We start from the raw sequence: 25,070 nt of genomic DNA, 5'->3' as shown, positions 1-25,070 counted from the left end.
CGCTTTGAACTACGATTTCAATTTCAGCGTCATCTGGCGCAATTGGGAGCTGCTGGCGCAGGGCCTTGGCCTTGGCTTGTTCCTTGCCCTTGTTTCGATTGCAATCGGTTGCGGGATCGGACTTCTGGCGGCTTTCGGGATGCTGTCCCGTCACCGGGTTTTACGCTGGATCGCAGTGGCTTATGTCTCTGCGATCCGCAATACCCCGATCCTTGTCCTGATCCTGTTCTGTTATTTCGCATTGCCCCAGCTCGGCATTGCACTCGACAAGATACCGTCCTTCATTTTTACCCTGTCGATCTATGCCGGTGCCTATCTGGCGGAAGTTTTCCGTTCGGGCCTTGTCGCCTTGCCCAAGGGCTTGCGCGAAGCCGGGCTTGCCATCGGACTGACGGAACTGAAAATCAAAATCCACATCATCATTCCGGTGATGTTGCGCAATGTGTTGCCGTCGCTTTCGAACAATTTCATTTCGCTGTTCAAGGACACGTCGCTCGCAGCCGCCATCGCGGTTCCCGAACTGACGTTTTATGCGCGCAAGATCAATGTCGAAAGCTTCCGTGTGATTGAAACATGGATGGTTGCGTCACTGATTTACGTGGTGGCCTGCTATGTCATCGCGTGGTTCCTGCGCCAGCTTGAACAACGTCTTGCGGTTCCGCGCTGAAAGGCTTTCACATGAATTTTTCTCTTTTCCTGACCGAATTGTGGAATGCCCGGATGAACCTGCTGGCCGGGCTTGGTGATACGGTTCTGATTTCCGTCGCATCCGTGCTGCTTGGAACGTTCCTGGGCGTTTTCGTCGGTCTGGCGATGACATATGGCAATAAGCCGACCCGGTTTGGGGTGCGCCTTTATATCGACTTCCTGCGCGGTACGCCGGTTTTCGTTCTGATACTTGCCTGTTTTTATATTCTTTCGGTTGTCGGGCTGGATCTTAGTGCGTTTCAGGCTGGTGTGCTTGCGCTGACGATGTTCTGTTCATCCCATGTCGGGGAAATTGTCCGTGGTGCGTTAAAGGCGATCCCGGCCGGTCAAACCGAAGCCGCCAAGTCAATCGGGCTGACTTTCGGGCAAACCTTTGCCTATGTCCTGCTGCCCCAGGCCCTGCGCCAGATACTGCCGACCTGGGTCAATACCGCGACCGAAATCGTCAAGGCATCGACACTGCTGTCGATCATTGGTGTGGTTGAATTGCTGCTGGCAACCCAGCAGGTCATTTCGCGGACCTATCTCAGCCTCGAATTCTATCTCTTCGTTGGTTTCGTCTATTTCATTCTGAACTTCCTGATCGAACAGGCCGGCCGTGCTGTCGAACGCCGCATCTCGATCCCATAATGAGGCAGCCATGTCCCCCATTCTGACAATTACCGATCTTCACAAAAGTTTTGGTGATCTCGAAGTCCTCAAGGGCATCGATATGACCATGCAAAAGGGTGATGTCGTCTCGCTGATCGGATCATCGGGTTCGGGCAAGACAACCCTGTTGCGCTGTGTGAACCTGCTTGAAGATTTCGAACGCGGTTCCATCGAACTGGACGGCGAAGCCATCGGCTACAGACACGACGGTGGTGAACGCCGCCGTCTTTCCGAACGTCATATTGCGCGTCAACGCGCCATGACCGGCATGGCGTTTCAGCAGTTCAACCTGTTCCCGCATATGACCGCCATTCGCAATGTCATGCTGGGTTTGACCAAGACCAAGAAAATGGCAAAGGACGAAGCCTATGCCATTGCCGAAAAATGGCTTGAACGGGTTGGCATGATTGAACGACGTGATCATTTCCCCGGTCAGTTGTCTGGCGGACAGCAGCAGCGTGTCGCGATTGCGCGCGCGATTGCGATGAACCCGCGCATCATGCTGTTTGACGAAGTGACATCCGCCCTTGATCCGGAACTGGTCAAGGAAGTTCTGGCCGTTGTCCGCGATCTTGCCGATGACGGAATGACCATGCTGCTTGTCACCCATGAAATGCGCTTTGCCCGCGATGTTTCAAGCAAGGTCGTGTTCATGCATCACGGCCGTATCCACGAAGAAGGTCCCCCCGAACAGATTTTCGGCGCGCCGGAAACAGACCGGTTGCGGGGCTTTCTTGCTAATTCTGAAATGTGATTGAAGACCAGGAGATATTGAATGACCATCAAAAGACACGGTGTCGGTGAAGCAAAAGGAAACGGTCAGAAGGCGCTGCCTTTTGCAAAGGCTACGGAAGCCGATGGATGGCTTTACGTGTCCGGACAAACGCCGATGCGTGATGGCGAAGTTGTTGGAAATGGGATTGTCGAACAGTCCCGCATTGCTATCGAAAACATGCTGAAAATCGTCGAGGATGCCGGATATAGCGCAAGCGATATCATGCGCATTGGCGTCTGGCTTGATGATGCCCGCGATTTCTGGAGCTTCAACGGCGTCTTTCAGGAATATTTCGGCGATCATCCGCCTGCGCGCGCTTGCGTTCAGTCTTCAATGGTGGTGGATTGCAAGGTCGAGGTCGACTGCATTGCCTTTCGCAAGGCATAAGGACCTCTATCCAAAGAACTGATCGTCAGCGAAGAGGGGACTCATGAAAGAAGGGCAAATACGGAAACGGGCGCGCGGTATTGATCGGGCGTTTGATATTCTTGATCATTTGCGCTCTGTCAAAGTCTCGCAACGGCCTGCCGAGATCGCCCAGGCGCTCGGCGCGCCGACCTCTACGATCTATGATCTGATCAGCGTTCTGCTGGAACATGGTATGCTCGAGGTCACCGATGCCAACGGATCGGTGTTCCTTGGGCGTCGTGTTTATTTCCTTGGGCTAGCCTATCGCGAATATTTCGATCTGACCCGCGAAGCCGGTGTCGTGCTGGATGAAATCACCGCCACCACCAAGGAAACATCGCAGTTCTGCATGCTGGACGGCAACAAATACACCGTTGCCCTGCAACGCGAAGGTAGCCGTCCGTTCCGCATCAGCGCCAATGTCGGGGAACGCACTCCGATCCCGTGGACGGCGTCGGGGCGGCTGTTGCTTGGTCATCTAGGCGATGACGAAATCCGCGATCTGATTCCGGCAGACGATTTTGTCCTGCCCGATGGCAGCCACACCGATTTTGACGCCTATATCGCCGAAATCCGGCAGGCGGCAAAAGACGGGTTCTTTTCCTTCGACAGTATCGTCGACACTTTCACCCATTGCTTTGCGGCTCCGATCCGTGATCAGAACGGCGTGTGTGTTGCAACGGTATGTATTGTCGCGCCAAAGGATGATGCCCGCAAAAACTATGCGCAATATCGCGATGCGCTGAAGTCCGCCGGTGACAAACTATCCCACAATGTCTGATCGCTTATCCGTCCGCACATAATATCCGTGCATGAAACGGTGCTGCTTTTTTTTCGGGGCTGAAAAGAGAAAGCGGCGGTTATCGTTTCCCGCATCGATAACCACCGCTGTTCCACCTTGAGAGGCCTGCGGGGAGAGAGACCCGCAGGTGAGAGACAAGCCTTTTGGGGACAAGTGCGAATGGGTTGCATTCGCGGGCTGTGTCGAGACCCGTTATAGGTCAGGAAAAATCACTGCGCAAGTGAAAATCGTTCGCATTTGCATAAAATTTTTGGTTGAGAGTTTGCTGGCGTTTCTATCCCGACTAAAATGGTTGGTTAATATCGCGGTTTCCTGCGGATTTTAGGCTGTCAAAATCAAAAAGGCCGCAGGATATATGCGGCCTTTTTGATCGGATTAAGCGACGATATTTAGACGGAAATGCGCCGCAGATGATTGTCCCAATGAAGCGATTTAAGCGAATCGTCGGGCAATTCGACGCGTTTCCGGCGAATCGCATCCATACGCCACCCATTGCCAAGCCCGCTGGTGCCAACGAACTGGCCTGCAACATCTGTCGCGGCGAGGCCGCAGCCATCCGGGGCGGCGATATGGGTCAGGAAGCCCGATGTTTTGACATCCCAGAACGTGATCAATCCGCCGCGTGGGCAGGAAATGCCAAATACCTGTCCCGATGCGTCAAAACGCACCGATCCGCAATATTGCCGCATACGCAATTGGACATTATCCGGGGCTTCGATCGGACGGATTTCGCTACCCGGCTGCCATAGCCCAACCAGCGGCACCTGATCGGTCAGTTCCCCCTGATACTGGAAGCCCGCCGCAATTGTCCCATTGGGGGCGACATCAAGATGGCGGATGGATAATTGATGCCAGTCGGCTTTAAGTGCCGCCTGATGGATCAGTTTGCCGGTATGCCGATCAATGATCGACAGGTTCGGTTCCATACTGTCGATATTAAGGGCGGTGCGACCATCAAAGTCCGGGTGGGTGTGCAAGCCACCATTGGCAATCACAAGGCTTTGGCCGTCGGGCATCAGGTGCAATTCGTGCGGTCCGGTGCCAAAGCTGTCAAATTCGGCAATGCGGCGATATCCGTCATCGGCATCCCAGACGGAAACAATCCCGCGGGCATGATCAAAATCATTCTCGGTGATATACAGGAACCGGCCGTCATCGGAATAAACCGCGTGTCCGTAAAACCGCCGGTTTTCCGGGCAATGCAGCTTGGCGCGGACCTCCCCGGTGTGCCGATCAAGGATCAGGCCATAAAGACCCGGCCTGCGTTCAACCGCCGCCACATCGACATGGTTTGGGCGCAGGCCAAGGTCGTGACCTCGCCCGGGCAGGGCCTGTTCAAACAGGATTTTGCCATTGGCGTTGAACGCGCTGACATAAAAGTCATCATGATCCCCGGCACTCGCGGAAATATAATGCGCCCGGTCTTCAATAGATGCAGGTGCTGCAGCACGCGCAATGCTGATCGGCAATAGGGTAAAGGCCCCGCCAACACCCATGAGTTTCAAAAACTCGCGTCGTTGATGTTCCATTTTCCGGCCTCCTTTCGCCTAGTCACCGTCAAGTGCATTAAACCCGCCGCCCAATTGCGTCGTGCCGCCAACATCTCCCTCGACCAGCGTATTGACGAAGCTGACCTGCTCGGCAAAGTCGGCGAGTTTCTGATAACCATCGGGCTGATCAAGTAATTCGACAATTGAGGCTGGCAATTGATCAAGTCCGTCCGTCATGGTCTGCCAGTTCAGCCGGAAGGACCGGTCCAGAAGGCTGCTGTCGATCAGGGCGGAAAGACCTTTGCCTTCTTCGCCGGTATCGCCCCACTTGCCGTCATAAATCGCAAACAGCCCGGTCAGGTTATGGGCAATGTTGCGCAGGGATCGTTTTGAAGTCGGGCTTTCAGCACGGCTGGCTTTGGCGTCCTTTGGTCCGTCGCCAAGCGGGCGACCGAGTTTTTGGCTCGCAATGATCAGAAGTCCTTCATGAAGGGCACGATAAAGGTCGGTCGCGGCAAATTTTGCATCCGGGTAATCCATGCTGTCCGGGCCGGCTTCCATCATGCCTTGGGCAAATGTTGGCCACTCGTCAACCAGTTCACCGGTCATGCGTTCCAGATTGGCGCCAATGGCCCCGCCATAACCACACAGGAACACGCCATCCTCGTCATCGTCCAGAAGCTTGGGTGACAGCTTGTCGTCAAACAGGACCTGTTCAAGCGCCGGGAAACCCTGCAACGCGGCACTGGTTTCGGCGATTTTTTCCCGGTCAGTATAGATCGCTGGTTTATCAAACATCAGTTTGCGGAACTGCCTTGTCGCCGTTCCATGTTTGTCGGGCCAGTATTCGATATGCTGATCACGGCCGTTGGCAATCAATGGTCCCATGCGCCACGGCTGTACTTCCTGCCAGATATCCATGGCGGCATTGAAATCCTCGCGCACCTCGTCAAGGCCGTCCTGATCGGGCTCGGCACAGAAATCATCGATTTCGTCGGACAGGTTCGCGGTCGCGTCATGCAACGCATCAAGCTTGGGCGGCATGACCACCCCCAGAAGATGTTCAAGCACCGGGCGGTAATTTTCATCTGGGATATCGGCACGTGCACCGGGCGGTGCCAAGCCCACTGTCAGCAAGGCAGTTGCCCCCAAAAGGGCGACTTTGCGAGTGCGACACAGGAAAGGCATGATATCCCCCGAACATTAAGGCGTATAAAACAAGGCTTACAAAGACTTCAGAAACGCGAGCAACTTGCTGCGATCCGATGATGGCAAGAATGTGACGGCGTCGCGCGCGGGTTTTGCCTCGCCCCCGTGCCACAGAACGGCTTCCAGAATGCTGCGCGCACGCCCGTCATGCAAGTAACCGGCGCGCGGATCCACTTCCTGTGCGCGGCCCAATCCCCAAAGGGGTGGCGTGCGCCATTCCGTTCCGCTGGCCCCGGCTTCGGGTCGGTGATCGGCAAGACCGTCACCCATATCATGCAAAAGCAAATCGGTATAAGGCCAGATCACTTGCCCGGATTGTTCCGGCATATCGGAACGTTCCGGCAATTGATAGCTTGGCGTGTGGCAGGCACTGCAACCGATTGAATTGAAAATCTCACGCCCCGCGATCACGTCCGGATCGGATGCATTTCGTCGTATCGGCGGCGCTATGTTACGGGTGTAATAAAGCACAAGGTCGGTGATCTGATTGTGCGCTTCCAGATTGTCAAATTCCGGATCATTACCATCCGGTGCACCACGACATAGCGTCTGGGCTTCGGTGCAGTCGCCATGTCCGTTTGGATATAACGGGGTTGAAAGCCCGATATCAAACTGAAATGCGTTCTGGTTCTGCTGATCAAGGCTTGGCATTCCGGCCTTCCAGCCAAACCGCCCGATGGCAAGTTCGCTCTTTGCAATATCCCAGACACGATTGACCCGGCCCGATATGCCGTCGCCGTTGTCATCTTCGGGATCAGCGCTCGCAAGCAACACTTTATCGGGAATGGCTTCCAGAAGCCCAAGCCCGATCATCGGTGGCGCAATGCGGGGCGATATCATCACATTGTCATGCAACGGCCCATAGGCCAGATCATCCATGCCATAGGTCGGATGGCGCAATTCGACCATGCTGCCATCGGCAAGCTCGATGGTCTGGGTATCATAACGGACCGTCACCTTGCCTTCGGCCGGGATGCTGGGGATCGAAAAATCCTGAAACTGGCCGCCATAGACCGGATCGGGCAGGGTGGATGCGTGACCCGATGCCAGCAATTCCCGATCCGTATCATTTTGCGGTGGGATCGATAGCCGCAACAACATCGACGTCGCCCCGGCGGATGGATCGTTTTCATCGACCGGATGGCCGCGGCCATTGCGGATATGGCACCCGTTGCACGCGCGCGAATTAAATAGTGGCCCCAAACCGTCTGCTGCCTTGGTGCGCGTGGGGGCGGTTACCCAAAGCCTTTGAAAAAGGGCCTCGCCAAGCTTGAAATCAAGCCGCTTTTCAAAGGTCATATTGGCCGAATGATGGGTGAATGCCATTCGCCCGGATTTCTTTTGCCATGTCGTCGCCCCACCCGGCAGGGCATCGGCGGGGGCGGTTTCATCGGCAAATGCCGGTGTCATTGCCCCGAAAACAAGGGCGGTCGCAATCATGAAACGGGAAAGGCGCATGGCGGGAAGCTGCATGGAATTCTTCTAATCGTAAAAGCGAAACGGCGGGAGAAAAATTCCCCCGCCGTCGGACTCATCTGGGGTATGCCCCCGAATGCGGATCGTATCTGATCAATTGATCGAGGTCGGATTGTCGAGGCTGTCCGAACCTTCGAACTCGATCCCGTCAACGCCAATCGCGGCAACGATCTGTTCGATCGATTTGGTCTGATCGACAAGCGCATCGACAAAGGTCTGAACAACGGCATTGCCGTCTTCATTGTCCATCGCGATCAGCTGGTCGAAATGCTCGCCCGCCTGTGCGCGGCTGACCATGGCTTTACCGGCCAGAACCGATGCCGCCAGTTTGGCGCGCAGTTCGGTATCAAGGCCTTCATCCTTGGCGGCAACCATGTCCGAAAGCGATGCGCCTTCGACGACCGATCCATCAACACGGGTATAACGGCCAAGGTAAACGTTCTGGATACCCAGCGCGTCATAGTAGTGCGAATTGTGGGTATTGTCCGAGAAGCAGTCGTGCTCTTCTTCCGGATCATGCAGCAACAGGCCGAGTTTGGTGCGCTCGCCTGCGAGTTCACCATAAGACAGCGACCCCATGCCGGTCACAATCGCGGTCAGACCCGGAACACCGTCGCCTTCCATAACGGTTGCGCGTGCTTCGCCACCATCGGTCCACTGTGCGGTCATCCATTCCAGATCGGAAACCAGAAGGTCGCTTGCGGCTTTAAGATAAGCGCCACGACGGTCGCAATTGTCGTTGGTGCAGGCATCGCCTGCGGCATAGTCGGTCCATGCACGTGCACCGGCACCGGCTTCGGTCCCGTTCAGGTCCTGACCCCACAGAAGGAATTCAATGGCGTGGTAACCGGTGGCAACGTTGCTTTCAACGTCGTCAATTTCATGCAGGCTTTCGATCAGTGCCGCATCGATCGTTGATGCATCGATGGTTTCACCGGAAATGCTCAGGCTCGGATTGGCAACGACATTGGCGGTATAGGCCGGGTTTTCTTCGTTTTCTTCGCCGTAAAGATCGGTTTCGACATAATCGATCAGACCTTCATCAAGCGGCCATGCGTTAACCTTGCCTTCCCAGTCATCAACAATCGCATTGCCGAAACGGAAAACTTCGGTCTGCTGATAGGGCACTCGTGCGGCCAGCCATGCGGATTTCGCATCATCGAAAGTCGCCTGCGACGGATTGGAAACCAGCGCATCAACAGCGGTCTGAAGCTGTTTTGCGGTGGTCAGCGAATCTTCGTAACCGGCATGTGCGATATCGGCATAGGTGGTCAGGACGTCTTTTGCGCCCGGCGCTGCATAGGCCTGTGCGCCAAGGGTGGTTGCCAGCGCAGCAATCCCGAGAATTTTAGCGAATTTCATAGGAGTTCCCATCTGTCCCTGAAGGTGAGCCAAGGGCATAGCCCGTTATGCTTCCGGATAATTGTTACTGCTTGTGATAATGATTTGCAAACCTCAAATATCTCAACAAGCAGATTTTCCACATTTTTTGCTGTGATAACCACAATTTGACCTGTATTTGCCACCGGTTCAGGGCATCATGATCCGTACAGAAGCAGAAAAGGGGACTGCCAATGAGCGACCAGACCAAACCGCATCAGACGCAAACGGAAAATTCGGAACCGGAAAAGACCGTCCGGCTTTGGGACTTTCCTGTCCGCCTGTTTCATTGGGCATTGGTGGTCGCGATTGCGACATCCTGGTGGTCCAATCAGGAAGTGATGATCGATATCCATGCGATTTCGGGATACAGCGTGCTGGCACTGGTCCTTTTTCGCATCATCTGGGGATTTGTAGGCAGTTCGAACGCGCGGTTTTCAGATTTCCTCGCCGGTCCGGGCAAGGTGATCGGTTATATGCGCAAACTGCCCAACGGTTCGGTTCGTGATCTAACCTATCCGGGGCATAATCCGGCGGGGGGCTGGATGGTTGTGGTGCTGATCGTGCTGGTGGCGATACAGGCGATAAGCGGCCTTTTCACTAGCGAGGATACCTTCCTGTTCTTTGACGGTCCGCTGGTTGCCTATGTCAGTTCCGATTTTGCCAGCACGATGAATTTCATTCACCACACAAACATTAATCTTATCTACGCAGCGGTGGCACTGCATGTTCTGGCGGCGATTTTCTATCTGATGGTCAAGCGCGAAAATCTTATCGGCGCAATGATCACGGGTGTCCGGAAAGTCCCTGAAAGCATTGCCAACAGTTTCACGCAAATCCGCTTTGCTTCCCCCATCCTCGGGATCGCGATTCTCGTTGTTTGTGGTCTGGCGGTGTGGGGAATGGTTATCATTGCCAGAGGCGGGTGAAATATTTTATCATATCATCATACTAAATCGGAAAACGTGTTGCGTTGCGGTAAGTTACTGAGTTGACCGTCATAATTCGGCGGACATTAAAACCGAAAAATGCGATATATACCGAAATTTATGTATCAGTATTTTTGATATAAAACAAATTACTTGATATATAAATTTCGTGTTCCTAGGCTGACCTCATCAAAGAACAAAAGACAGGTGAGGAAACAGTCATGCGGGCACGCGCAACCATTCACAGGGACTTTACAATCGCGACTGTCGACAGGCGGGTTTATGGCTCGTTTCTCGAACATATGGGCCGTGCGGTTTATACCGGTATTTATGAACCCGGCCACGAAACCGCCGACAAAAACGGATTCCGTCAGGATACGCTGGAACTGGTTCGCGGGCTTGATGTGCCGATTGTACGCTATCCGGGGGGCAATTTCGTTTCGGCCTATAACTGGGAAGATGGTATCGGTCCGCGCGATCAACGCCCGACACGTCTTGATCTGGCATGGCGGACCCGCGAAACAAACCAGATGGGGGTCAACGAATTCGCTGATTGGGCAAAGCTTGCCAATACAGAAATGATGCTGGCGATGAACCTTGGTTCACGCGGGTTGGAAGATGCACGCAACTTCCTTGAATATTGCAACCATCCCGGAGGAACTTATTGGTCGGACCTGCGCAAGTCCCATGGCTATGCCGATCCGCATGATGTGCGTATCTGGTGCCTTGGCAATGAAATGGATGGTCCTTGGCAGGTCGGTCACAAGACCGCACGGGACTATGGACATCTTGCCAACGAGGTTTCCAAGGCCTTCAAATATTTCGATCAGTCACTTGAAACCGTGGTTTGCGGGTCTTCGAACGACAAGATGAAAACCTATCCCGACTGGGAAGCCACGGTGCTTGAAGAAAGCTATGACAGTGTTGATTACATCTCGCTGCACAAATATTTCGGCAACGAGGAAAAGGACACGCTGAACTATTTCGGCCGTGCCGAAGAACTGGACCGCTATATCGTTACCATCGGCGGCGTGATTGATTACATCAAGGCCAAGAAGCGTTCCAAAAAGGATGTCAAAATCTGTTTTGATGAATGGAATGTCTGGTATCACGACCGTAAAACCGATGATCAGCGGATCAAGGAATGGGACTGGCCGGTCGCACCAGCCTTGCTTGAAGAAGTCTATAATTTCGAAGACGCACTTCTGATTGCCAGCCTGCTGAACGTATTCATCCGTCGTTCTGACCGCGTCAAGATCGCCTGCATGGCGCAGCTTGTGAACGTCATTGCCCCGATCCTGACGCGTGAAGGTGGGCCGGCATGGGCGCAGACGATTTATTATCCCCTGCAGTTCGCATCAAAGCACGGGCGGGGTACGGCGCTGAATGTCAGTGTGGATGTCCCGCGCTACGATTGTGATGTATCGCAGGACGTGCCTTATCTCGATGCGTCGGCTGTGCAGGCCGAAGATGGTAAGTCTGTTGCGATATTCCTGATCAATCGCCACCTCGACAGCGACCTTGGTCTTGATCTGTCCCTTGAAGGATTTGGCAAAACGAGGGTGATCGAGCATGTCGAGCTGTCCGGTCACAAGCTCGAAGACCGCAATTCGATTGACGCACCGGATACCGTAACTCCGAAAAAGGGCAGCGGTATCGGACTTGAGGATGGCAAGCTCGCCGGAACGCTCAAGCCGCTGTCCTATCACATGATCCGAATTTCTCTTGATGCATCGGCCTGATGGTTACGGGCTGGCCGGAAGTGCCGGTCAGCCCGTCGTCATATCGGGTTCAGACTTGGGAGGATTACGGAAATGTCCGGTGTTACGCTGAGCAATATCAAAAAGGCCTTCGGGCCGGTCGAAGTTATCCATGATGTGAATATCTCGATCGAACAGGGCGAGTTCGTCGTCTTTGTCGGTCCGTCGGGCTGTGGGAAATCCACGCTGCTTCGAATGATTGCCGGGTTGGAGGAGACGACAAGCGGCGTCATTGATATCGAAGGGCAGGATGTCACCCATCAGGAAGCTGCCAGGCGCGGCGTATCAATGGTGTTTCAATCCTATGCGCTTTATCCGCACCTAACGGTTTTCGACAATATGGCCTTCAGCCTGCAAATTGCCCGTCGTCCAAAGGATGAAATCCGGGCCAAGGTCGAAGAAGCAGCACGCATTCTGCAACTTGATCAGCATCTGGATCGCAAACCATCGCAGCTTTCCGGCGGACAGCGTCAGCGCGTTGCCATCGGACGTGCCATTGTGCGTCAGCCAAAGGTCTTTTTGTTTGACGAACCTTTATCCAACCTTGATGCCGAACTACGCGTTCAGATGCGCATGGAAATCTCCCGTCTACACAATCAGATCGGGGCGACAATGATTTATGTCACCCACGATCAGGTCGAAGCCATGACGCTTGCCGACAAGATCGTGGTCCTGAAATCGGGTGTCGTGCAGCAGATCGGATCGCCTCTTGATCTTTACGATAATCCCGATAACCAGTTCGTCGCCGGTTTCATTGGTTCGCCGAAAATGAACTTCTTAACCGGCACTGTCGCCAAATCAAATAGTGGCGCATCGGACACTGTGAATATCCGATTGGATGAACCCCCAAACAGTATCGTTTCGCTGACCCTTTCCGGACCAGTGCCAAAAGTCGGTACTGCCGTCACGCTGGGCATCCGTCCGGAAAATGTCGAAACCGGTGACGTGACAGACGCCGATGGGCACGCCGCGGAACTAACGCTTAAAACCGAATTTACCGAAGAACTCGGTGGGGTCAGCTACGTCCACAGCCTGACCGAGAGTGGCGCGCGCGTAACAATCGAACGCCGGTCGGATCGCAATCATATCGCACAGGATCACATATCGGCGCTCTTGCCGACACGTCACCTGTTTCTGTTCGATGCCGATGGTGCGCGCCTGCGGTAACGCCGCAGCCCACCGGACTACAGTCGCCCGAAACGGGATGCAATCATAACAAGAAACCTGTCAGGGCATTTCAGGCCGGGTCTCATCACCCGGCGAACGAGGAGGAAACGTCGTGAAACATTTCATCAAGGCCGGTCTTTCGGCCGCTATCCTGATAGGCGGTTCTGCCATCGCCAGCGCCCAGACCCAGATTACCTGGTGGGATTTCCTTGAAGGCGGCGATGGCGTGCGTATGAAGGCACTGATCAAGGAATTCAACGAAACCCATCCGGATATCAATATCAGTTCAACCACACTGGAATGGGGCGTTCCATTCTATACCAAGGTTCAAACCGCAACGGCGGTCGGTCAGCAACCCGATATCATGACCTATCACCTGTCGCGTTTCCCGCTGGCCGTGCCGCAGGGGCAGTTGCGCCCGATCAGTGATGATGAGCTGGCAGAGGCCGGGCTGTCGCCCGATGATTATTTCCCGTCAAGCTTCAACGCGGCCAAGGTTGGTGATCAGCTTTATGGCCTGCCGTTCGATATCCATTCCATTGTTCTTTATTACAACAAGGACGCGCTTGATAAGGCCGGCCTGCTTGGTGAAGACGGCAAACCAAAAGGGCTGGACGGGCTTGAAAACTTCAACGCAGCCCTTGCCAAACTTGAAGAATCCGGGGTCGAGGTTCCGCTGTCTCTGCATACGGATGAAGGCGGATCAATGTGGCGTGTATTCTATACGCTGCTTGCCCAGCAAGGCGCGCCATTTATCGAAGATGGCGAAATCCTCCCCGGCGATGCGGGGCTAAAGGCGCTGAATGCGATGACCAATTGGGTGGCATCGGGTTATTCGCCAGAGCTGATTTCCTACGAGGCATCCATCGCGCTGTTCACATCGGGTCGTGCCGCCATGCATATCAATGGTGTATGGGAAGTCCCGACAATGAAGGATCTGGCCAAGAACGGCGATCTTGGTTTCGAATGGGGTGCCATTCAGATCCCCGTTCTGATGGATCAAAAAGCGACATGGGCAGATTCTCATGCCTTCGCCATCCCGCACAGCGAAGCCAATCCGATTTCGGCTGAGAAGGTCAAGACCGTCCTGCAGATCATCGCATGGATGAACGAACACAGCCTTTCATGGGCTGATGCCGGGCATATACCGGCTTTCAAGGCGGTTGCCGAAAGCGACGAGTTCAAGAAAATGGAACCGAATGCGACCTATTCCGCACTTGCTGAAACCGCTGTTTTCGATCCTGAAATCTCGATTGCCGGTGTCGCCGGGCCGATTTACGAAGCCACGCAGAATTTCATTGTTCCTGCGCTCAACGGGCAGCTTGACCCCGAAGATGCGTTGGACATGGTGCGTGACGAACTTCAGGGCCTGGAACTTAACTGATCATCGGTGACGGCGGTGGCTGGCATTCCTCCCTTTGCCCGCCATCGCTGCCGGTGATCCCTTGCGTGACTTTCATGGCTATGGGGCGGCATCAATGCGATTGAAATCCCGAAACAGAACAGTAACGGCCTTGCTGCTGATTGCGCCATTTGTGATCTGCTATCTCGTGGTCTTTGCCTATCCGGTTTACAAAATGTTCGCGATGAGCTTTACCAACGCGCCCTTGATCGGTGAAGGTGAATGGATCGGGCTCGACAATTATATCCGGATGTTCGAACACAAGCTGTTCTACACCTCGGTCTATAATACGCTTTATTTCGTGTTGCTGACGGTGGTGCCCAATACCCTGATCGGGCTTGGCATCGCAATGATGGTCGTCCGGCTTAAAGGCTGGATACAGGCTGGCATTCTGGTGCTGTTTTTCATGCCCTATATCCTGCCGGTGACAGTCGTGACACAAATCTGGCAGTGGGTTCTTGATCAGCAGTTCGGGGTCGCTCAGCCCCTGATAGAGGCCATCATTGGCCGCCGTATCAGTGTATTCCGCGATCCGGTATGGGCAATGCCGATGGTGGCACTCGTAACCATATGGTGGACCAACGGGTTCAATGTGTTGCTGTTCATTTCAGCCCTGCGCAATATTCCCGACGATTACTACGAAGCCGCATCGCTTGATGGTGCCAGCCGCTTGCAGCAGTTCCGTCGTATCACGTGGCCTTTGCTGTGGCCGGTAACTGCGCTGGTTCTGACCCTGCAACTGATCCTGCAGCTCAAGATTTTCGATCAGATTTACCTGATGACACAAGGCGGGCCGTTCAATTCGACCTATGTGTTGTTGCAACTTGTCTATCGCGAGGCGTTCGGGCGCAATCAGGGCGGTTACGCCTCGGCGGTTGCGGTGGCGTTGTTTGTCATCATCGTGGCGGTTTCGGTCCTGCAATATCAGTTGCTTAAAGCGCGGGGGAAATAATGATGGGACGCATTTCGCCAAGCAACATCCTGCTTCTGATCTTTACCCTGATCGCTGCCTGTGCATGGGCATTCCCGCTTTACTGGGCGATTGTCACATCGCTGAAGCCGGAACCGGAAGTCGTTGGCAGTCTATCGTTCTGGCCACAGACATTCGATATTTCTTCCTATGCCTTTGCGTTATTCGATACCAATCTTGTGCGCTGGTACATCAATTCCATCGGGACGTCGGTCCTGATTACAGGCATAGTCATCATGATCAGCATGATGTGTGGTTATGCCCTGTCACAACTGGTCTTTCCGGGCCGTCGGGTGCTTTTTCTGGTGGTGCTGGCAAGCTTTATGGTGCCATCACAGGCACTGGTGGTCTCGCAATTCGTGCTGATGCATAAATTCGGCATGGTTAATACATGGGGTGGGATCATCCTGCCGCAGGTGATCATTCCGGTGGTTGTGATTGTTTATAAGCAGTTTTTTGATTCTGTGCCCCGTGAACTGCGCGAGGCTGCCAAACTTGATGGTTGTGGCGAATTCCAGATTCTGTTCAAGCTGTATCTGCCGTTGAATTGGGGGATTACAGCAGCACTTTCGATCATCACCTTTATCATGTCCTGGAATAACTTCCTGTGGCCGTTTCTTGTTACCACTTCGGAAGAAATGATGACGGTTACTGTCGGTATTACGCAGGTCGGTGATTCGTTCGGCGTCCAGTATGCGCGTGACATGGCGGTTGCCGTGATGGCAGCTATGCCAGTGGCTGTTGCATATCTGGTTTTCCAGCGCCGCGTAACACAGGCGATCATGTTGTCATCGGGGATCAAGGGATAAGTTGGCTGTCGCCATTCTTGGCTATATGCATAGTCCGCATATGCATTGGTCGATGGATCGGAAAAGCTGAAGGGAACAATAAAAAGTCATGCAGACAAAATTACTGACAGTCGATCCGGTAAAAGACGCCGACATTGTTCAGGGCCTGGCATCGAAAACCAGGATTGATATCCTGTATCTTCTGCGCAAACACGGCCCGCAAAATGTCAATGAAATCGCCGATATGATGGGATTGCCGCAATCGACTGTTGCAACCAATATCAAGACGCTTGAAAAGGCTGGATTGGTTGAAACCCAGACCATGAAGGCCAAAAAGGGCAATCAGAAAGTCTGTTCGGCAGCTTACAGTGAAATCTATATCCGCTTTGATGCGGATAAAACCAGCTCGGACGATGATCGGGTTGTCGTGAGTATGCCGATTGGCCTGTTCACCGAATTTGATGTCGGACCACCATGCGGAATGTGTTCGGCCGAACGGATCATCGGTGTGCTTGATGTGCCCAATGTCTTTCTGGATCCGCAACGGATGCAGGCGGCGCTTCTATGGTTCACGCGCGGACATGTCGAATACAAATTCCCCAACAATGCCAAGGTCACCGGACGGTTGCCAAAGCGGATTGAGATCACTGCCGAGGTTAGTTCGGAAACCCCGGAAACCAACGCCGAATGGCCATCGGATATTTCGATCTGGATCAATGGGGTGAATGTCGGCATATGGACGTCACCCGGCGATTTCGGTGATCGGCGAGGCCTGTATTCCCCCGGTTGGTGGAAGCTGGAAGGTTCGCAATATGGTCAGCTCAAGACCTGGGTGATCGATGAAAGCGGTACCTGGATCGACGGCAAAAAAATTTCCGATCAAACGATCCATACGCTGGAAATCATGGATCATCACTCGATCCGGTTCCGGATCGGGGTTGATGAAAATGCCAAAAATCCGGGCGGGGTAAATATCTTTGGTCGCGGGTTCGGCGACCATGATCAGGACATTACCATGACGCTTTATTTCTAAGGCAAATATCGCGAAAATAAAGAAATCCCCGAAAGGCTTTTCCTGTCGTGCTGCCGGGGGAGGGCAGCATGGGGGGGATGACAGGGCCTTTCGGGGACGTCCGAGCTTGCTCGTGCCCGGTATCTTCGATCTGTTACTTCGAACGATATTCGTCGTGGCAGCCTTTGCAGGATTTGCCAAGTTCGCCAAGGGCGGCACCCATTGCGCCCTTGTCACCGGCTGCGGCTGCAAGGTTCATCGCCGCGGTTTTCATTTCCGGAAAACGGCCCGAAAAATCGTCCCAGTTTGTCCAGACATCCGGTTTGGCAGTTGTTTTTACCGATGCGTCCGCAGTGTTCTGCTCGAACGCGGCCGGGGCGGCAGTGGCGGAAAACACAATGCCATTGGCAAGGTTGCGGATCACACCATCGGGCAGTTCGCACTGGCCCTTCATGTAGCAGCCAAGTGTTCCCATCGCACCACCGATGCCATCCATCAGCATCTGACGGGTTTGAACGGCTTCATTATCCATTGCCTCGTCGGCCTGTGCAGTTCCAAATGCCCCCAGACCAAGGGCGAGGGATGCGGTCATCAAACCTGCGGTCACAAAATGCTTCATGGCTCTCTCGTTGGTTGTCTCTTCGAAACTCTCTGACGGATCCGGGGCTCTGGCGTGCTGCCCCGGCTGTTTTAATTCTTATATTAAGGTCATATGCATTGTTGCCTATGACTTGCCGCTGCGCTTAGTCTCCCAATTGCGCCCCGAAATTCGGAATCACAACCGCGTGATCACCGAATAATTATTGTAAATGACGTGCACAAGGAAACGCCCCCAAATGTCCGCTGTGTCCAACGCCGCCCCCGATGCCAGCCTTTCCGAAGGCAGATCGCGCGCCCGCAGGCTGATCGCCGACTGGAACCTTGATAAGGCATTCATCAATGGCGAATGGGTACGCGCTGATTCGCGCGAAGCTATTGATGTGTATGATCCGGCAACCGGCAAGGTGATCGGCGATGTGCCCTTCATGCGCACCTCCGAGGCACGGCGTGCGATTGATGCCGCGGATGCGGCATTTCCGGCATGGTCGCGCATGCTGGCAAAGGAACGATCCGGTTACCTCAAACACTGGCGCGATCTGCTGGAACAGTATCAGGAAGATCTGGCCGCTCTGATCACGCTGGAACAGGGTAAACCCTATGATCAGGCGTTGCGCGAAGTTGTCGGCGCCATTGCCTATGCCGAATGGTATGCCGAGGAAGCCAAACGCGCCTATGGGCAAACCATGCCCGCGACCCAGCGCGACCGGCGCGTGGTGGTGCAAAAGCATCCCGTGGGTGTCGTGGCGGCGATCACGCCATGGAACTTCCCGCTGACCATGGTCGTGCGCAAATGTGCCCCGGCGCTGGCGGCGGGGTGCACAATTGTTGTCAAACCCGCTGAAGATACCCCGATTTCCGCCCTGGCCGCCGCCAAACTTGCCGAAATGGCCGGCTTCCCGGCTGGGGTGTTTAACGTCGTGACCGGCCAACCCATGCCGATTGGCGAGGCCCTGACAGGTGATCCGCGCGTACGGATGCTGTCCTTCACCGGCTCGACCGAGGTCGGCAAACGGTTGATGGTGCAATGTGCGCCGACGGTCAAGAAGCTGTCGCTGGAACTGGGCGGCAATGCGCCCTTCATCGTGATGGATGATGCCGACATCGATGCCGCCGTGGCCGGGGCCATGATTTCCAAATTCCGCAACAGCGGCCAGACCTGCGTTTGTGCCAATCGCATTTTCGTGCAGGACGGGGTCTATGAAAGCTTTGTCGAAAAATTCATCGCCGCAAGTCATGCGCAGACCATCGGCAACGGCTTCATTCCCGGTACGGATATTGGCCCGCTGATCAATCGTCAGGCGGTGGCAAAAGTTGAACGATTGATCGATGATGCGAAAAAACGTGGCGCGACCCTGCATTACGGTGCTGACCGCCCCGAAGAAGGCCATTTCATCCGGCCGCTGGTGATGACCGATGTATCCCTTGATGCCGATTGCTTTAACGAGGAACTGTTTGCCCCGGTTGCGCCGATCTATCGTTTCAGGACCGAGGCCGAAGTGATCGAACTTTCCAACCGGGTGCGTGCCGGTCTGTCGTCTTACCTTTTCAGTCGTGATATCGGCCGTATCCAGCGGATCGCCGATGGGCTTGAAACAGGGGTGGTTGGTATCAACGATGGCACCACGTCCCACGAAGGCGCGCCGTTTGGCGGGGTGAAGGAAAGCGGGCAGGGCCGCGAAGGCGGTCATTGGGGGCTGGAAGAATATCTTGAACCCAAATATCTGAATTATGCCCTGGGCTGAACCCGCAAATATTCACTGACTTTCGTGCGATAATTCGAAGATCGCAGAACGGCAATTATGCGCACCACTATTGCCGTTCTCCGATTTCTTAATCAGCCATGCAAAATTGAACGGTGTGCGGTTCCCGGAATCGAGTCTGCAATTTAAAACCGTTTTGTCGGCAAATTGCCATTTAAGACCCCGTTTGAAGCATCAGAAACGCCCTGTTTGATCTGCCTCAATCCCTTTATATGCAAAGGATAGAGGTCTAATTGATCTGGCCTGTTCGGATTGTGTTTGAACTGTGTAAAACGGGTCGGGGAAAATTTCGTTCAAGTTGAATGGCTTATTTGTCATGAGACAATCATGCGTCTTTCGCATGAAATGATTATGACAGACTTGTGTCTGTCTATGCGTCAAATGCATGGGTGAGGTGAAAAAACTCGTCTCGTAGGATCGAATAAACAGGCGTACACCGGCTTCAGAACAAATCAACGCGAAACCGGAGCGCACATAGCTCCGCCTGTTATGGAAAGGATAAAGCCATGCGTCGTTATGGTGATTACGATCTGACCACGCTGCAGCGCGAAGCCGAAAAACTCCGTGCTCAGGCGATCCGCAAAGCCGTTGTTACTTTGGCCCGCAAAATTGCTTCCCTGTTTGGCGGTAACCGCCTTCCGGGTGGCCGTCCGGCTGGTGCCTAAGCTTAACGCTTGGCGATGAATACCGGGTCGAACGACCCAAGAAACACCCCCGCATTCCTCCCATGCGGGGGTGTTTTGATTCCAATCTCCACCACAGGGCTTCACGCCACCGTCCGGTCCCGCTATTAAAGGGAATAACCAGATAACTCGATTGCGGAGCGTGCCTGATGAAACTTGCCCACTATGCCTTTGGCGAAGAAAACCGTGACAATGGCACGCTTGTGATCCTGCACGGGCTGTTCGGGCAGGCGCGTAACTGGACCGCCATCGCGCGGCGTCTGGCGGAAAAGTATCATGTGGTCACCGCAGATCTTCGCAATCATGGCCGGTCCGACTGGGACATGAACATGACCTATCCGGCGATGGCATCGGACATCGCCGAACTGATCCGGGATGTTGCCAATGGCCCGGTCCACCTGATCGGACATTCGATGGGGGGCAAGGCATCGATGGTGCTGACCCTGTCACAGGATGCGGATCTGGTGGCCGATCTGGTTGTGGTTGATATTGCGCCTGTGACCTATGATCATGACTATACCGGCTATATCAGTGCCATGAAGTCTGTGGATTTCGATGCAGTATCGCGGCGCGCCGAAGTCGAAGATGCACTTGTCAGTGGCGTTTCGGAAAAGGGCGTGCGTCAGTTCCTGGCGCAGAATGTCGCGACCGACAAGGAAACCGGCAAAATGTCATGGCAGGTCAATATTGATGCCATGGCCAACCACCTTTCCGACATTACCGGCTGGCCCGAAACGGTGGGGGGCAGTTTTGATCGCGATGTGCTGTTCATATCGGGTGCCAATTCGCATTATGTCGATCCCAAGGATCGCGATCACATCAAGTCGCTGTTTCCCAAGGCGGCCTTTACCAGCATCAAGGGCGCCGGCCACTGGGTCCATGCCGAAAAACCCGATGCAGTATTGCTGACCCTGTCTGCTTTTCTGAACCGCTGACGGATATTATGCCATGACCGACCTTCCGACCCGGCTTCCCAAAGGCTGGCAGCTTCCCGAAAGCAACGATATCCGCGTTCAGAACATCGAATGCCTGTCGGATAACTGGTATCACCTGTATCGCGTCAGCTTTGATCTGCGCCGAAGCAACGGCGAATGGCAGTCCCAGCAACGCGAAGCCTATGACCGGGGCAACGGGGCGGCCATCCTGCTTTATAACCGCGCGGCTGGCACCGTGATCCTGACACGGCAATTTCGCCTGCCATCCTTTGTGAATGGCAATGAAAACGGCATGCTGATCGAAGTTCCGGCAGGGTTGCTTGATGATCGTGATCCGGCATCCGCCGTGATTGCCGAGGTCGAAGAAGAAACCGGTTACAGGATCGGCAAACCGCAAAAGGTGTTTGATCTGTTCATGAGCCCCGGTTCGGTCACTGAACGCCTGCACCTGTTCGTGGCCGAAGTCACAAGCGATCATCGCGCGGGCGAGGGCGGTGGTTTGCATGAAGAGGGCGAGGACATCCACGTGCTTGAAGTGCCCTTCAGGGACGCACTGGCCATGATATCGGATGGCCGCATCCGGGATGCCAAAACCGTCATTCTGTTGCAGCATGCCGTGTTAAACGGCCTGTTTGACTGAGATTCCCGAGAAGCCAAAGGAGAAACAGATGTCCGGTTTTCGCAAGGATCATGTTCATTGGTCCGATATCGCTCAAAACTGGATCGCCTGGGCACGTAAACCGGGGCATGATGCCTTTTGGCAATTCCGCAAAAATTTTGCTGACTTTGTCGGCCCGGGAACCGGCATTGCACTTGATGTCGGTTGTGGTGAGGGGCGCGGTTCACGGCTTCTGGCCGAACTTGGCTATGACGTCACGGGCATTGACCCGGTAGCCGACCTTGTTCTGGCGGCGCGTGAAGCTGCCACCGACACCAGATCGTCCTATCATATCGCACCGGGCAATGATGTGCCCTTTGACAATGAAAGCTTCGATCTTGTGCTGGCCTATAACGTTCTGATGGATGTGGATGATCTTGCGGGTACGCTGGATGAAATTCGCCGTGTCTTGCGTAAGGACGGGGAATTGGTGATTTCGATTGTGCATCCATTCAGGGACCGTGGCCGCTTTGACGGGACGGCTCCTGATGCCCCCTTCGTCCTGACGGGCAGTTATTTCGGGGAACGCCGGTTTGAAGGCAGCGAAGAACGTGATGGCCTGATCATGCATTTTGCCGGATGGTCGCGGCCGCTTGAGTATTACATCAATGCGTTGGGCAAGGCCGGGTTTGGTGTATCGGCCATGCGTGAACCAGCTCCCGATCAGGCCGATCGTGACATGCTCAAACAATGGTCGCGTGTGCCACTGTTCATGTGGCTCAAGGCCCGTCCTCTTTGATCATTGCATCTCACCACGGCAACTCATTGCCATCATAGGCAAAGAATCCGCCGCTTTGTGATGGTTGCAGCCCGTCAATCACCATCAACATATTTGCCGTTGCCTGATCGGGGCTTTGCACATTGAGCCCCGATTTGGCAAACGGGCCCGAAAGGCCGGTATCGACCGTGCCGGGATGAAGGGCGATGCAGATCGCATTGCGTTTGCTGCGTGCAAGCTCGATGGCGGTGCATTTTACCAACTGGTTCAATGCGGCTTTTGCTGCCCGGTAACTGTACCAGCCGCCCATCCGGTTATCGCCAATGCTGCCAACCTTGGCCGACAGGGTGGCAAATACCGATTTGCCGTCACGTGGCAAGAGTGGCGTGAAATGTTTCATCAGCAAGGCTGGACCGATGGCGTTGATCAGAAAAGATTTCGCCATGTAATCGGCATCAATCTGGCGCAATGATTTTTCCGGCTGAAATACCTCATCATGCAGATAGCCGGTGGCATCGATGATCAGACGCACGGATTGGTTCTGTGCGGATGCCTGATCGCGAACAAAGGCAGCGGCATTTTCGATGCTGCCAGGATCGGCGAAATCGATGGCGGGTTCGGTGCCGCGCGACAGTTCGATCACACCATCAAACCGGCCACAATCGCGAAGATGTTTCACAAAGGCCCGGCCAATACCGCCGGTCGCGCCGATGACGATTGCGATGCCGGCTGTATCGAAGCTTTGCAATTTGGGTACTGGCGTTCCCTGCATGATCTGATCCCCGATCCGGTTTGATGTTCTGCCTGTTTTACGCGGGTAAAATTGCCTCGGTTCAGGGATTGTCACAGGGTCGGATACCACCCGTCTCTGATGCGTCAGTTATCTTTTATCTTTCGCAAATCAGGGACAATCCAATGCCATATGTTTTTACCCAGGCCGCCAATACCGAAGCCATTGCCGAATGTGAATGGGGTAAGGCAGCGCAGATCATGTTTACCGGCTTTTCATCGTGCATCGGGATCATAGCAATCAAGAACAATGAGGTTATCGGTGTGCATCTACCGCTGCACGATGGCAATAGTGCAGTGACCAACGGCGATATTGATACGGCAATCGGATTGCTGGACGGCGGCGCATATCCGGTCGTGATCGGATCGATCAGTGCATGGGAAGCATCGGCTGCCGCTGTCTATCAGCATCTGGTCGATACACTGCACCCGGTTGACCAATACGCCTATGGCGACGGGACCTATGGTGGCGAAATCGTCAATGGCAGGATTCAGCCGCGCTTTTGACGTCAAGCCGTCTAATGATCGGGGCGGGAACACATCCCCATATCCCCTGTCTCGGGCATCAAAGCCAAAAGCCGCCCCGGATAAGGGCGGCTTTTGAGTGTTTTATTCGCCTAAATATCGGGGTGCAGCCTATTCGGCAGCTTCGATCCGGGTCATGTCCGGCGCACTTTTGCGGCCTTTGCCCTGCTGATCGTGACGGCGGATGAAATCCTTGATCCGCGGGCTGATCTGTTCGCGCCAGCGACGGCCGTTAAACACGCCGTAATGGCCAACACCCTTCTGGATGTGATGCATGCGCATATTGTCGGGCAGATTGGTGCAAAGCTTGTGGGCCGCGCGTGTCTGCCCCATGCCGGTGATATCGTCGCGTTCGCCTTCAACCGTCAGAAGGGCGGTCTTGGTGATGGCCGATGGTTCAACCAGAACCCCCTGCCAGCGCATCGTGCCTTCGGGCAGCTGATGTTCGTGGAACACGGCTTTCAGCGTCTGAAGATAAAACTCTGCACTCATATCCATGACGGCCAGATATTCGTGATAGAAATTGCGCTTGGCATCGGCACTTTCGCCGTCACCTTCGACAAGATGGGTGAACATCTCGTGATGGGCGGAAACGTGCTTGTCCCAGTTCATGCTCATGAAACCGGCAAGCTGCATGAAGCCCGGATATACGCGGCGCATCACCCCGGCATGGGGCAGCGGCACGTGCGTAATCACATGGCGTTCAAACCAGTCGAGGCTGTGCTGCTTGGCAAAATTGTTGACCTCGGTCGGGTTTTCTCGCGTATCGACCGGGCCGCCCATCAGGGTCATCGATGCCGGCTGGCAGGGCTCGTTCCCCGCTGCCATCAGTGATACGGCGGCAACCACCGGAACCGATGGCTGGCACACCGCCATAAGATGGGTGTTCGGGCCAAGCTTGCGCAGGAACTGCATGACATAGTCGATATAGCTATCAAGGTCGAAATGCCCCTGATGCACGGGAACCATGCGGGCATCGATCCAGTCGGTGATGTAAACATCATGATCAGGCAGCAATGCCTCGACCGTGCCGCGCAGCAGCGTTGAAAAGTGACCCGAAAGCGGGGCCACGATCAGAAGCCGTGGATCATCGGGCTGATTTTTAAGGTGATCGGTTTCACGTTTGAAATGCAAAAGATTGCAGAACGGTTCGCTATGGACGATTTCCTCGGTCACGGCGACGGTTTCACCATTGATGATCGTGGTATCAAGACCGAATTCCGGTTTGCCATAACGGTGCGTGATATGGGTAAACACATCGAACGCAGCGGCGGCCGCACGGCCCTGATGGGTATAGGATAGCGGGTTGACCGGATTGCGCAGCCACTTCTTGCTCGCATCCGCTGCCATGCGCAACGGGCTGATGGTGGCGTGCTGCAATTCATAGAGATGGTACAGCATTAATCTCTTACTCCCCGGCGATGCAAAGGTTCGGTGGTGGGGTGCATCGACCGTGTTGGTCCCCGGCTGCATTT

The 25,070-nt window shown here is 54.5% G+C and carries 25 protein-coding genes; 18 read left to right on the top strand and 7 right to left on the bottom strand.

Annotated elements, in window-relative coordinates; genetic code table 11:
* Nucleotides 1-4 precede the first annotated feature (4 nt).
* From TH5_RS07080 to TH5_RS07060, 5 genes are read left to right on the top strand one after another with little or no spacing between them, the layout of a single operon-like run.
* Nucleotides 5-667 (top strand): amino acid ABC transporter permease, encoded by a 663-nt coding sequence (locus TH5_RS07080; RefSeq protein ID WP_007090812.1) that lies wholly within the window; start codon nucleotides 5-7, stop codon nucleotides 665-667.
* Nucleotides 668-678: 11 nt separating this feature from the next.
* Nucleotides 679-1,338 (top strand): amino acid ABC transporter permease, encoded by a 660-nt coding sequence (locus TH5_RS07075; RefSeq protein WP_062952590.1) that lies wholly within the window; start codon nucleotides 679-681, stop codon nucleotides 1,336-1,338.
* A 10-nt stretch (nucleotides 1,339-1,348) separates the two neighbouring features.
* Entirely contained in the window at nucleotides 1,349-2,113 is a 765-nt protein-coding gene (locus tag TH5_RS07070) for an amino acid ABC transporter ATP-binding protein (protein WP_071240365.1), read from the top strand.
* A 21-nt stretch (nucleotides 2,114-2,134) separates the two neighbouring features.
* Nucleotides 2,135-2,521 carry a RidA family protein gene (locus tag TH5_RS07065; protein WP_082824806.1) on the top strand — a complete coding sequence of 129 codons (387 nt, stop codon included), beginning with the start codon at nucleotides 2,135-2,137 and terminating at the stop codon, nucleotides 2,519-2,521.
* A 43-nt stretch (nucleotides 2,522-2,564) separates the two neighbouring features.
* The gene (locus TH5_RS07060; protein WP_114121266.1) at nucleotides 2,565-3,323 is read left to right on the top strand and encodes an IclR family transcriptional regulator; all 759 of its coding nucleotides are present in this window, start codon (nucleotides 2,565-2,567) and stop codon (nucleotides 3,321-3,323) included.
* 410 nt (nucleotides 3,324-3,733) lie between these two features.
* Here TH5_RS07060 and TH5_RS07055 read toward each other — a convergent pair whose 3' ends face one another.
* The 4 genes from TH5_RS07055 to TH5_RS07040 form a co-directional block, all read right to left on the bottom strand.
* A complete protein-coding gene (locus TH5_RS07055) occupies nucleotides 3,734-4,873 on the bottom strand; it encodes a DUF1513 domain-containing protein (protein WP_114121265.1) in 1,140 nt (379 codons plus the stop codon).
* 18 nt (nucleotides 4,874-4,891) lie between these two features.
* On the bottom strand, nucleotides 4,892-6,022 hold the full coding sequence (locus TH5_RS07050; RefSeq protein WP_114121264.1) for an imelysin family protein: 1,131 nt from the start codon (nucleotides 6,020-6,022) through the stop codon (nucleotides 4,892-4,894).
* Nucleotides 6,023-6,058: 36 nt separating this feature from the next.
* On the bottom strand, nucleotides 6,059-7,516 hold the full coding sequence (locus TH5_RS07045; protein WP_114121263.1) for a di-heme oxidoreductase family protein: 1,458 nt from the start codon (nucleotides 7,514-7,516) through the stop codon (nucleotides 6,059-6,061).
* A gap of 96 nt (nucleotides 7,517-7,612) precedes the next feature.
* Entirely contained in the window at nucleotides 7,613-8,881 is a 1,269-nt protein-coding gene (locus tag TH5_RS07040) for an imelysin family protein (protein WP_114121262.1), read from the bottom strand.
* A gap of 212 nt (nucleotides 8,882-9,093) precedes the next feature.
* On the opposite strand from TH5_RS07040, the gene TH5_RS07035 reads away from it, so the two are divergent.
* The 7 genes from TH5_RS07035 to TH5_RS07005 all read left to right on the top strand — a co-directional run bounded on the left by TH5_RS07035 (nucleotide 9,094) and on the right by TH5_RS07005 (nucleotide 16,948).
* Nucleotides 9,094-9,828 carry a cytochrome b/b6 domain-containing protein gene (locus TH5_RS07035; protein ID WP_114121261.1) on the top strand — a complete coding sequence of 245 codons (735 nt, stop codon included), beginning with the start codon at nucleotides 9,094-9,096 and terminating at the stop codon, nucleotides 9,826-9,828.
* 221 nt (nucleotides 9,829-10,049) lie between these two features.
* Nucleotides 10,050-11,570 carry an arabinosylfuranosidase ArfA gene (gene arfA / locus TH5_RS07030; protein ID WP_114121260.1) on the top strand — a complete coding sequence of 507 codons (1,521 nt, stop codon included), beginning with the start codon at nucleotides 10,050-10,052 and terminating at the stop codon, nucleotides 11,568-11,570.
* A 72-nt stretch (nucleotides 11,571-11,642) separates the two neighbouring features.
* Nucleotides 11,643-12,755: an ABC transporter ATP-binding protein gene (locus TH5_RS07025; RefSeq protein WP_114121259.1), complete on the top strand. Its 1,113-nt coding sequence runs from the start codon at nucleotides 11,643-11,645 to the stop codon at nucleotides 12,753-12,755.
* Between the two features lie 112 nt (nucleotides 12,756-12,867).
* Nucleotides 12,868-14,139 (top strand): ABC transporter substrate-binding protein, encoded by a 1,272-nt coding sequence (locus TH5_RS07020; protein ID WP_114121258.1) that lies wholly within the window; start codon nucleotides 12,868-12,870, stop codon nucleotides 14,137-14,139.
* Between the two features lie 61 nt (nucleotides 14,140-14,200).
* Complete coding sequence (locus TH5_RS07015) at nucleotides 14,201-15,109, top strand: carbohydrate ABC transporter permease (protein WP_244204845.1); 909 nt, start codon at nucleotides 14,201-14,203, stop codon at nucleotides 15,107-15,109.
* A complete protein-coding gene (locus TH5_RS07010) occupies nucleotides 15,109-15,936 on the top strand; it encodes a carbohydrate ABC transporter permease (RefSeq protein WP_062959225.1) in 828 nt (275 codons plus the stop codon). Before TH5_RS07015 ends, TH5_RS07010 begins: the two co-directional genes overlap by 1 nt.
* Nucleotides 15,937-16,024: 88 nt before the next feature.
* Nucleotides 16,025-16,948: an ArsR/SmtB family transcription factor gene (locus TH5_RS07005; RefSeq protein ID WP_114121257.1), complete on the top strand. Its 924-nt coding sequence runs from the start codon at nucleotides 16,025-16,027 to the stop codon at nucleotides 16,946-16,948.
* A 133-nt stretch (nucleotides 16,949-17,081) separates the two neighbouring features.
* Here TH5_RS07005 and TH5_RS07000 read toward each other — a convergent pair whose 3' ends face one another.
* Entirely contained in the window at nucleotides 17,082-17,546 is a 465-nt protein-coding gene (locus tag TH5_RS07000; protein WP_114121256.1) for a c-type cytochrome, read from the bottom strand.
* A gap of 217 nt (nucleotides 17,547-17,763) precedes the next feature.
* Between TH5_RS07000 and TH5_RS06995 the strand changes: the two genes are divergently transcribed.
* The 5 genes from TH5_RS06995 to TH5_RS06980 all read left to right on the top strand — a co-directional run bounded on the left by TH5_RS06995 (nucleotide 17,764) and on the right by TH5_RS06980 (nucleotide 22,302).
* Nucleotides 17,764-19,269, top strand: coding sequence for an NAD-dependent succinate-semialdehyde dehydrogenase (locus tag TH5_RS06995; protein WP_244204844.1), 1,506 nt, complete (start codon nucleotides 17,764-17,766; stop codon nucleotides 19,267-19,269).
* Nucleotides 19,270-19,793: 524 nt separating this feature from the next.
* Nucleotides 19,794-19,952 carry an RSP_7527 family protein gene (locus TH5_RS25460; protein WP_156484639.1) on the top strand — a complete coding sequence of 53 codons (159 nt, stop codon included), beginning with the start codon at nucleotides 19,794-19,796 and terminating at the stop codon, nucleotides 19,950-19,952.
* A gap of 167 nt (nucleotides 19,953-20,119) precedes the next feature.
* On the top strand, nucleotides 20,120-20,905 hold the full coding sequence (locus TH5_RS06990; RefSeq protein WP_062959223.1) for an alpha/beta fold hydrolase: 786 nt from the start codon (nucleotides 20,120-20,122) through the stop codon (nucleotides 20,903-20,905).
* A 13-nt stretch (nucleotides 20,906-20,918) separates the two neighbouring features.
* Nucleotides 20,919-21,545, top strand: a complete 627-nt coding sequence (locus TH5_RS06985; RefSeq protein WP_114121255.1) for an NUDIX domain-containing protein — start codon at nucleotides 20,919-20,921, stop codon at nucleotides 21,543-21,545.
* A gap of 28 nt (nucleotides 21,546-21,573) precedes the next feature.
* On the top strand, nucleotides 21,574-22,302 hold the full coding sequence (locus TH5_RS06980) for a class I SAM-dependent methyltransferase (protein WP_114121254.1): 729 nt from the start codon (nucleotides 21,574-21,576) through the stop codon (nucleotides 22,300-22,302).
* Nucleotides 22,303-22,312: 10 nt separating this feature from the next.
* On the opposite strand, the gene TH5_RS06975 is transcribed toward TH5_RS06980, so the two are convergent.
* Nucleotides 22,313-23,053, bottom strand: a complete 741-nt coding sequence (locus tag TH5_RS06975; protein WP_114121253.1) for an SDR family NAD(P)-dependent oxidoreductase — start codon at nucleotides 23,051-23,053, stop codon at nucleotides 22,313-22,315.
* A 143-nt stretch (nucleotides 23,054-23,196) separates the two neighbouring features.
* Here TH5_RS06975 and TH5_RS06970 point away from each other — a divergent pair, with 143 nt between their 5' ends.
* On the top strand, nucleotides 23,197-23,577 hold the full coding sequence (locus TH5_RS06970) for a hypothetical protein (protein ID WP_147250059.1): 381 nt from the start codon (nucleotides 23,197-23,199) through the stop codon (nucleotides 23,575-23,577).
* A 129-nt stretch (nucleotides 23,578-23,706) separates the two neighbouring features.
* Here TH5_RS06970 and TH5_RS06965 read toward each other — a convergent pair whose 3' ends face one another.
* The gene (locus TH5_RS06965) at nucleotides 23,707-24,996 is read right to left on the bottom strand and encodes a polyhydroxyalkanoate depolymerase (RefSeq protein ID WP_114121251.1); all 1,290 of its coding nucleotides are present in this window, start codon (nucleotides 24,994-24,996) and stop codon (nucleotides 23,707-23,709) included.
* Nucleotides 24,997-25,070 lie beyond the last annotated feature (74 nt).

Origin of the sequence: Thalassospira xianhensis MCCC 1A02616 (assembly GCF_003326475.1) — a bacterium.
In the GTDB taxonomy this organism is placed as follows: Bacteria; Pseudomonadota; Alphaproteobacteria; order Rhodospirillales; family Thalassospiraceae; genus Thalassospira; species Thalassospira xianhensis.
The sequence above is the reverse complement of the archived record's forward strand: the minus strand, read 5'-3'. Positions and strand labels throughout refer to the sequence as shown.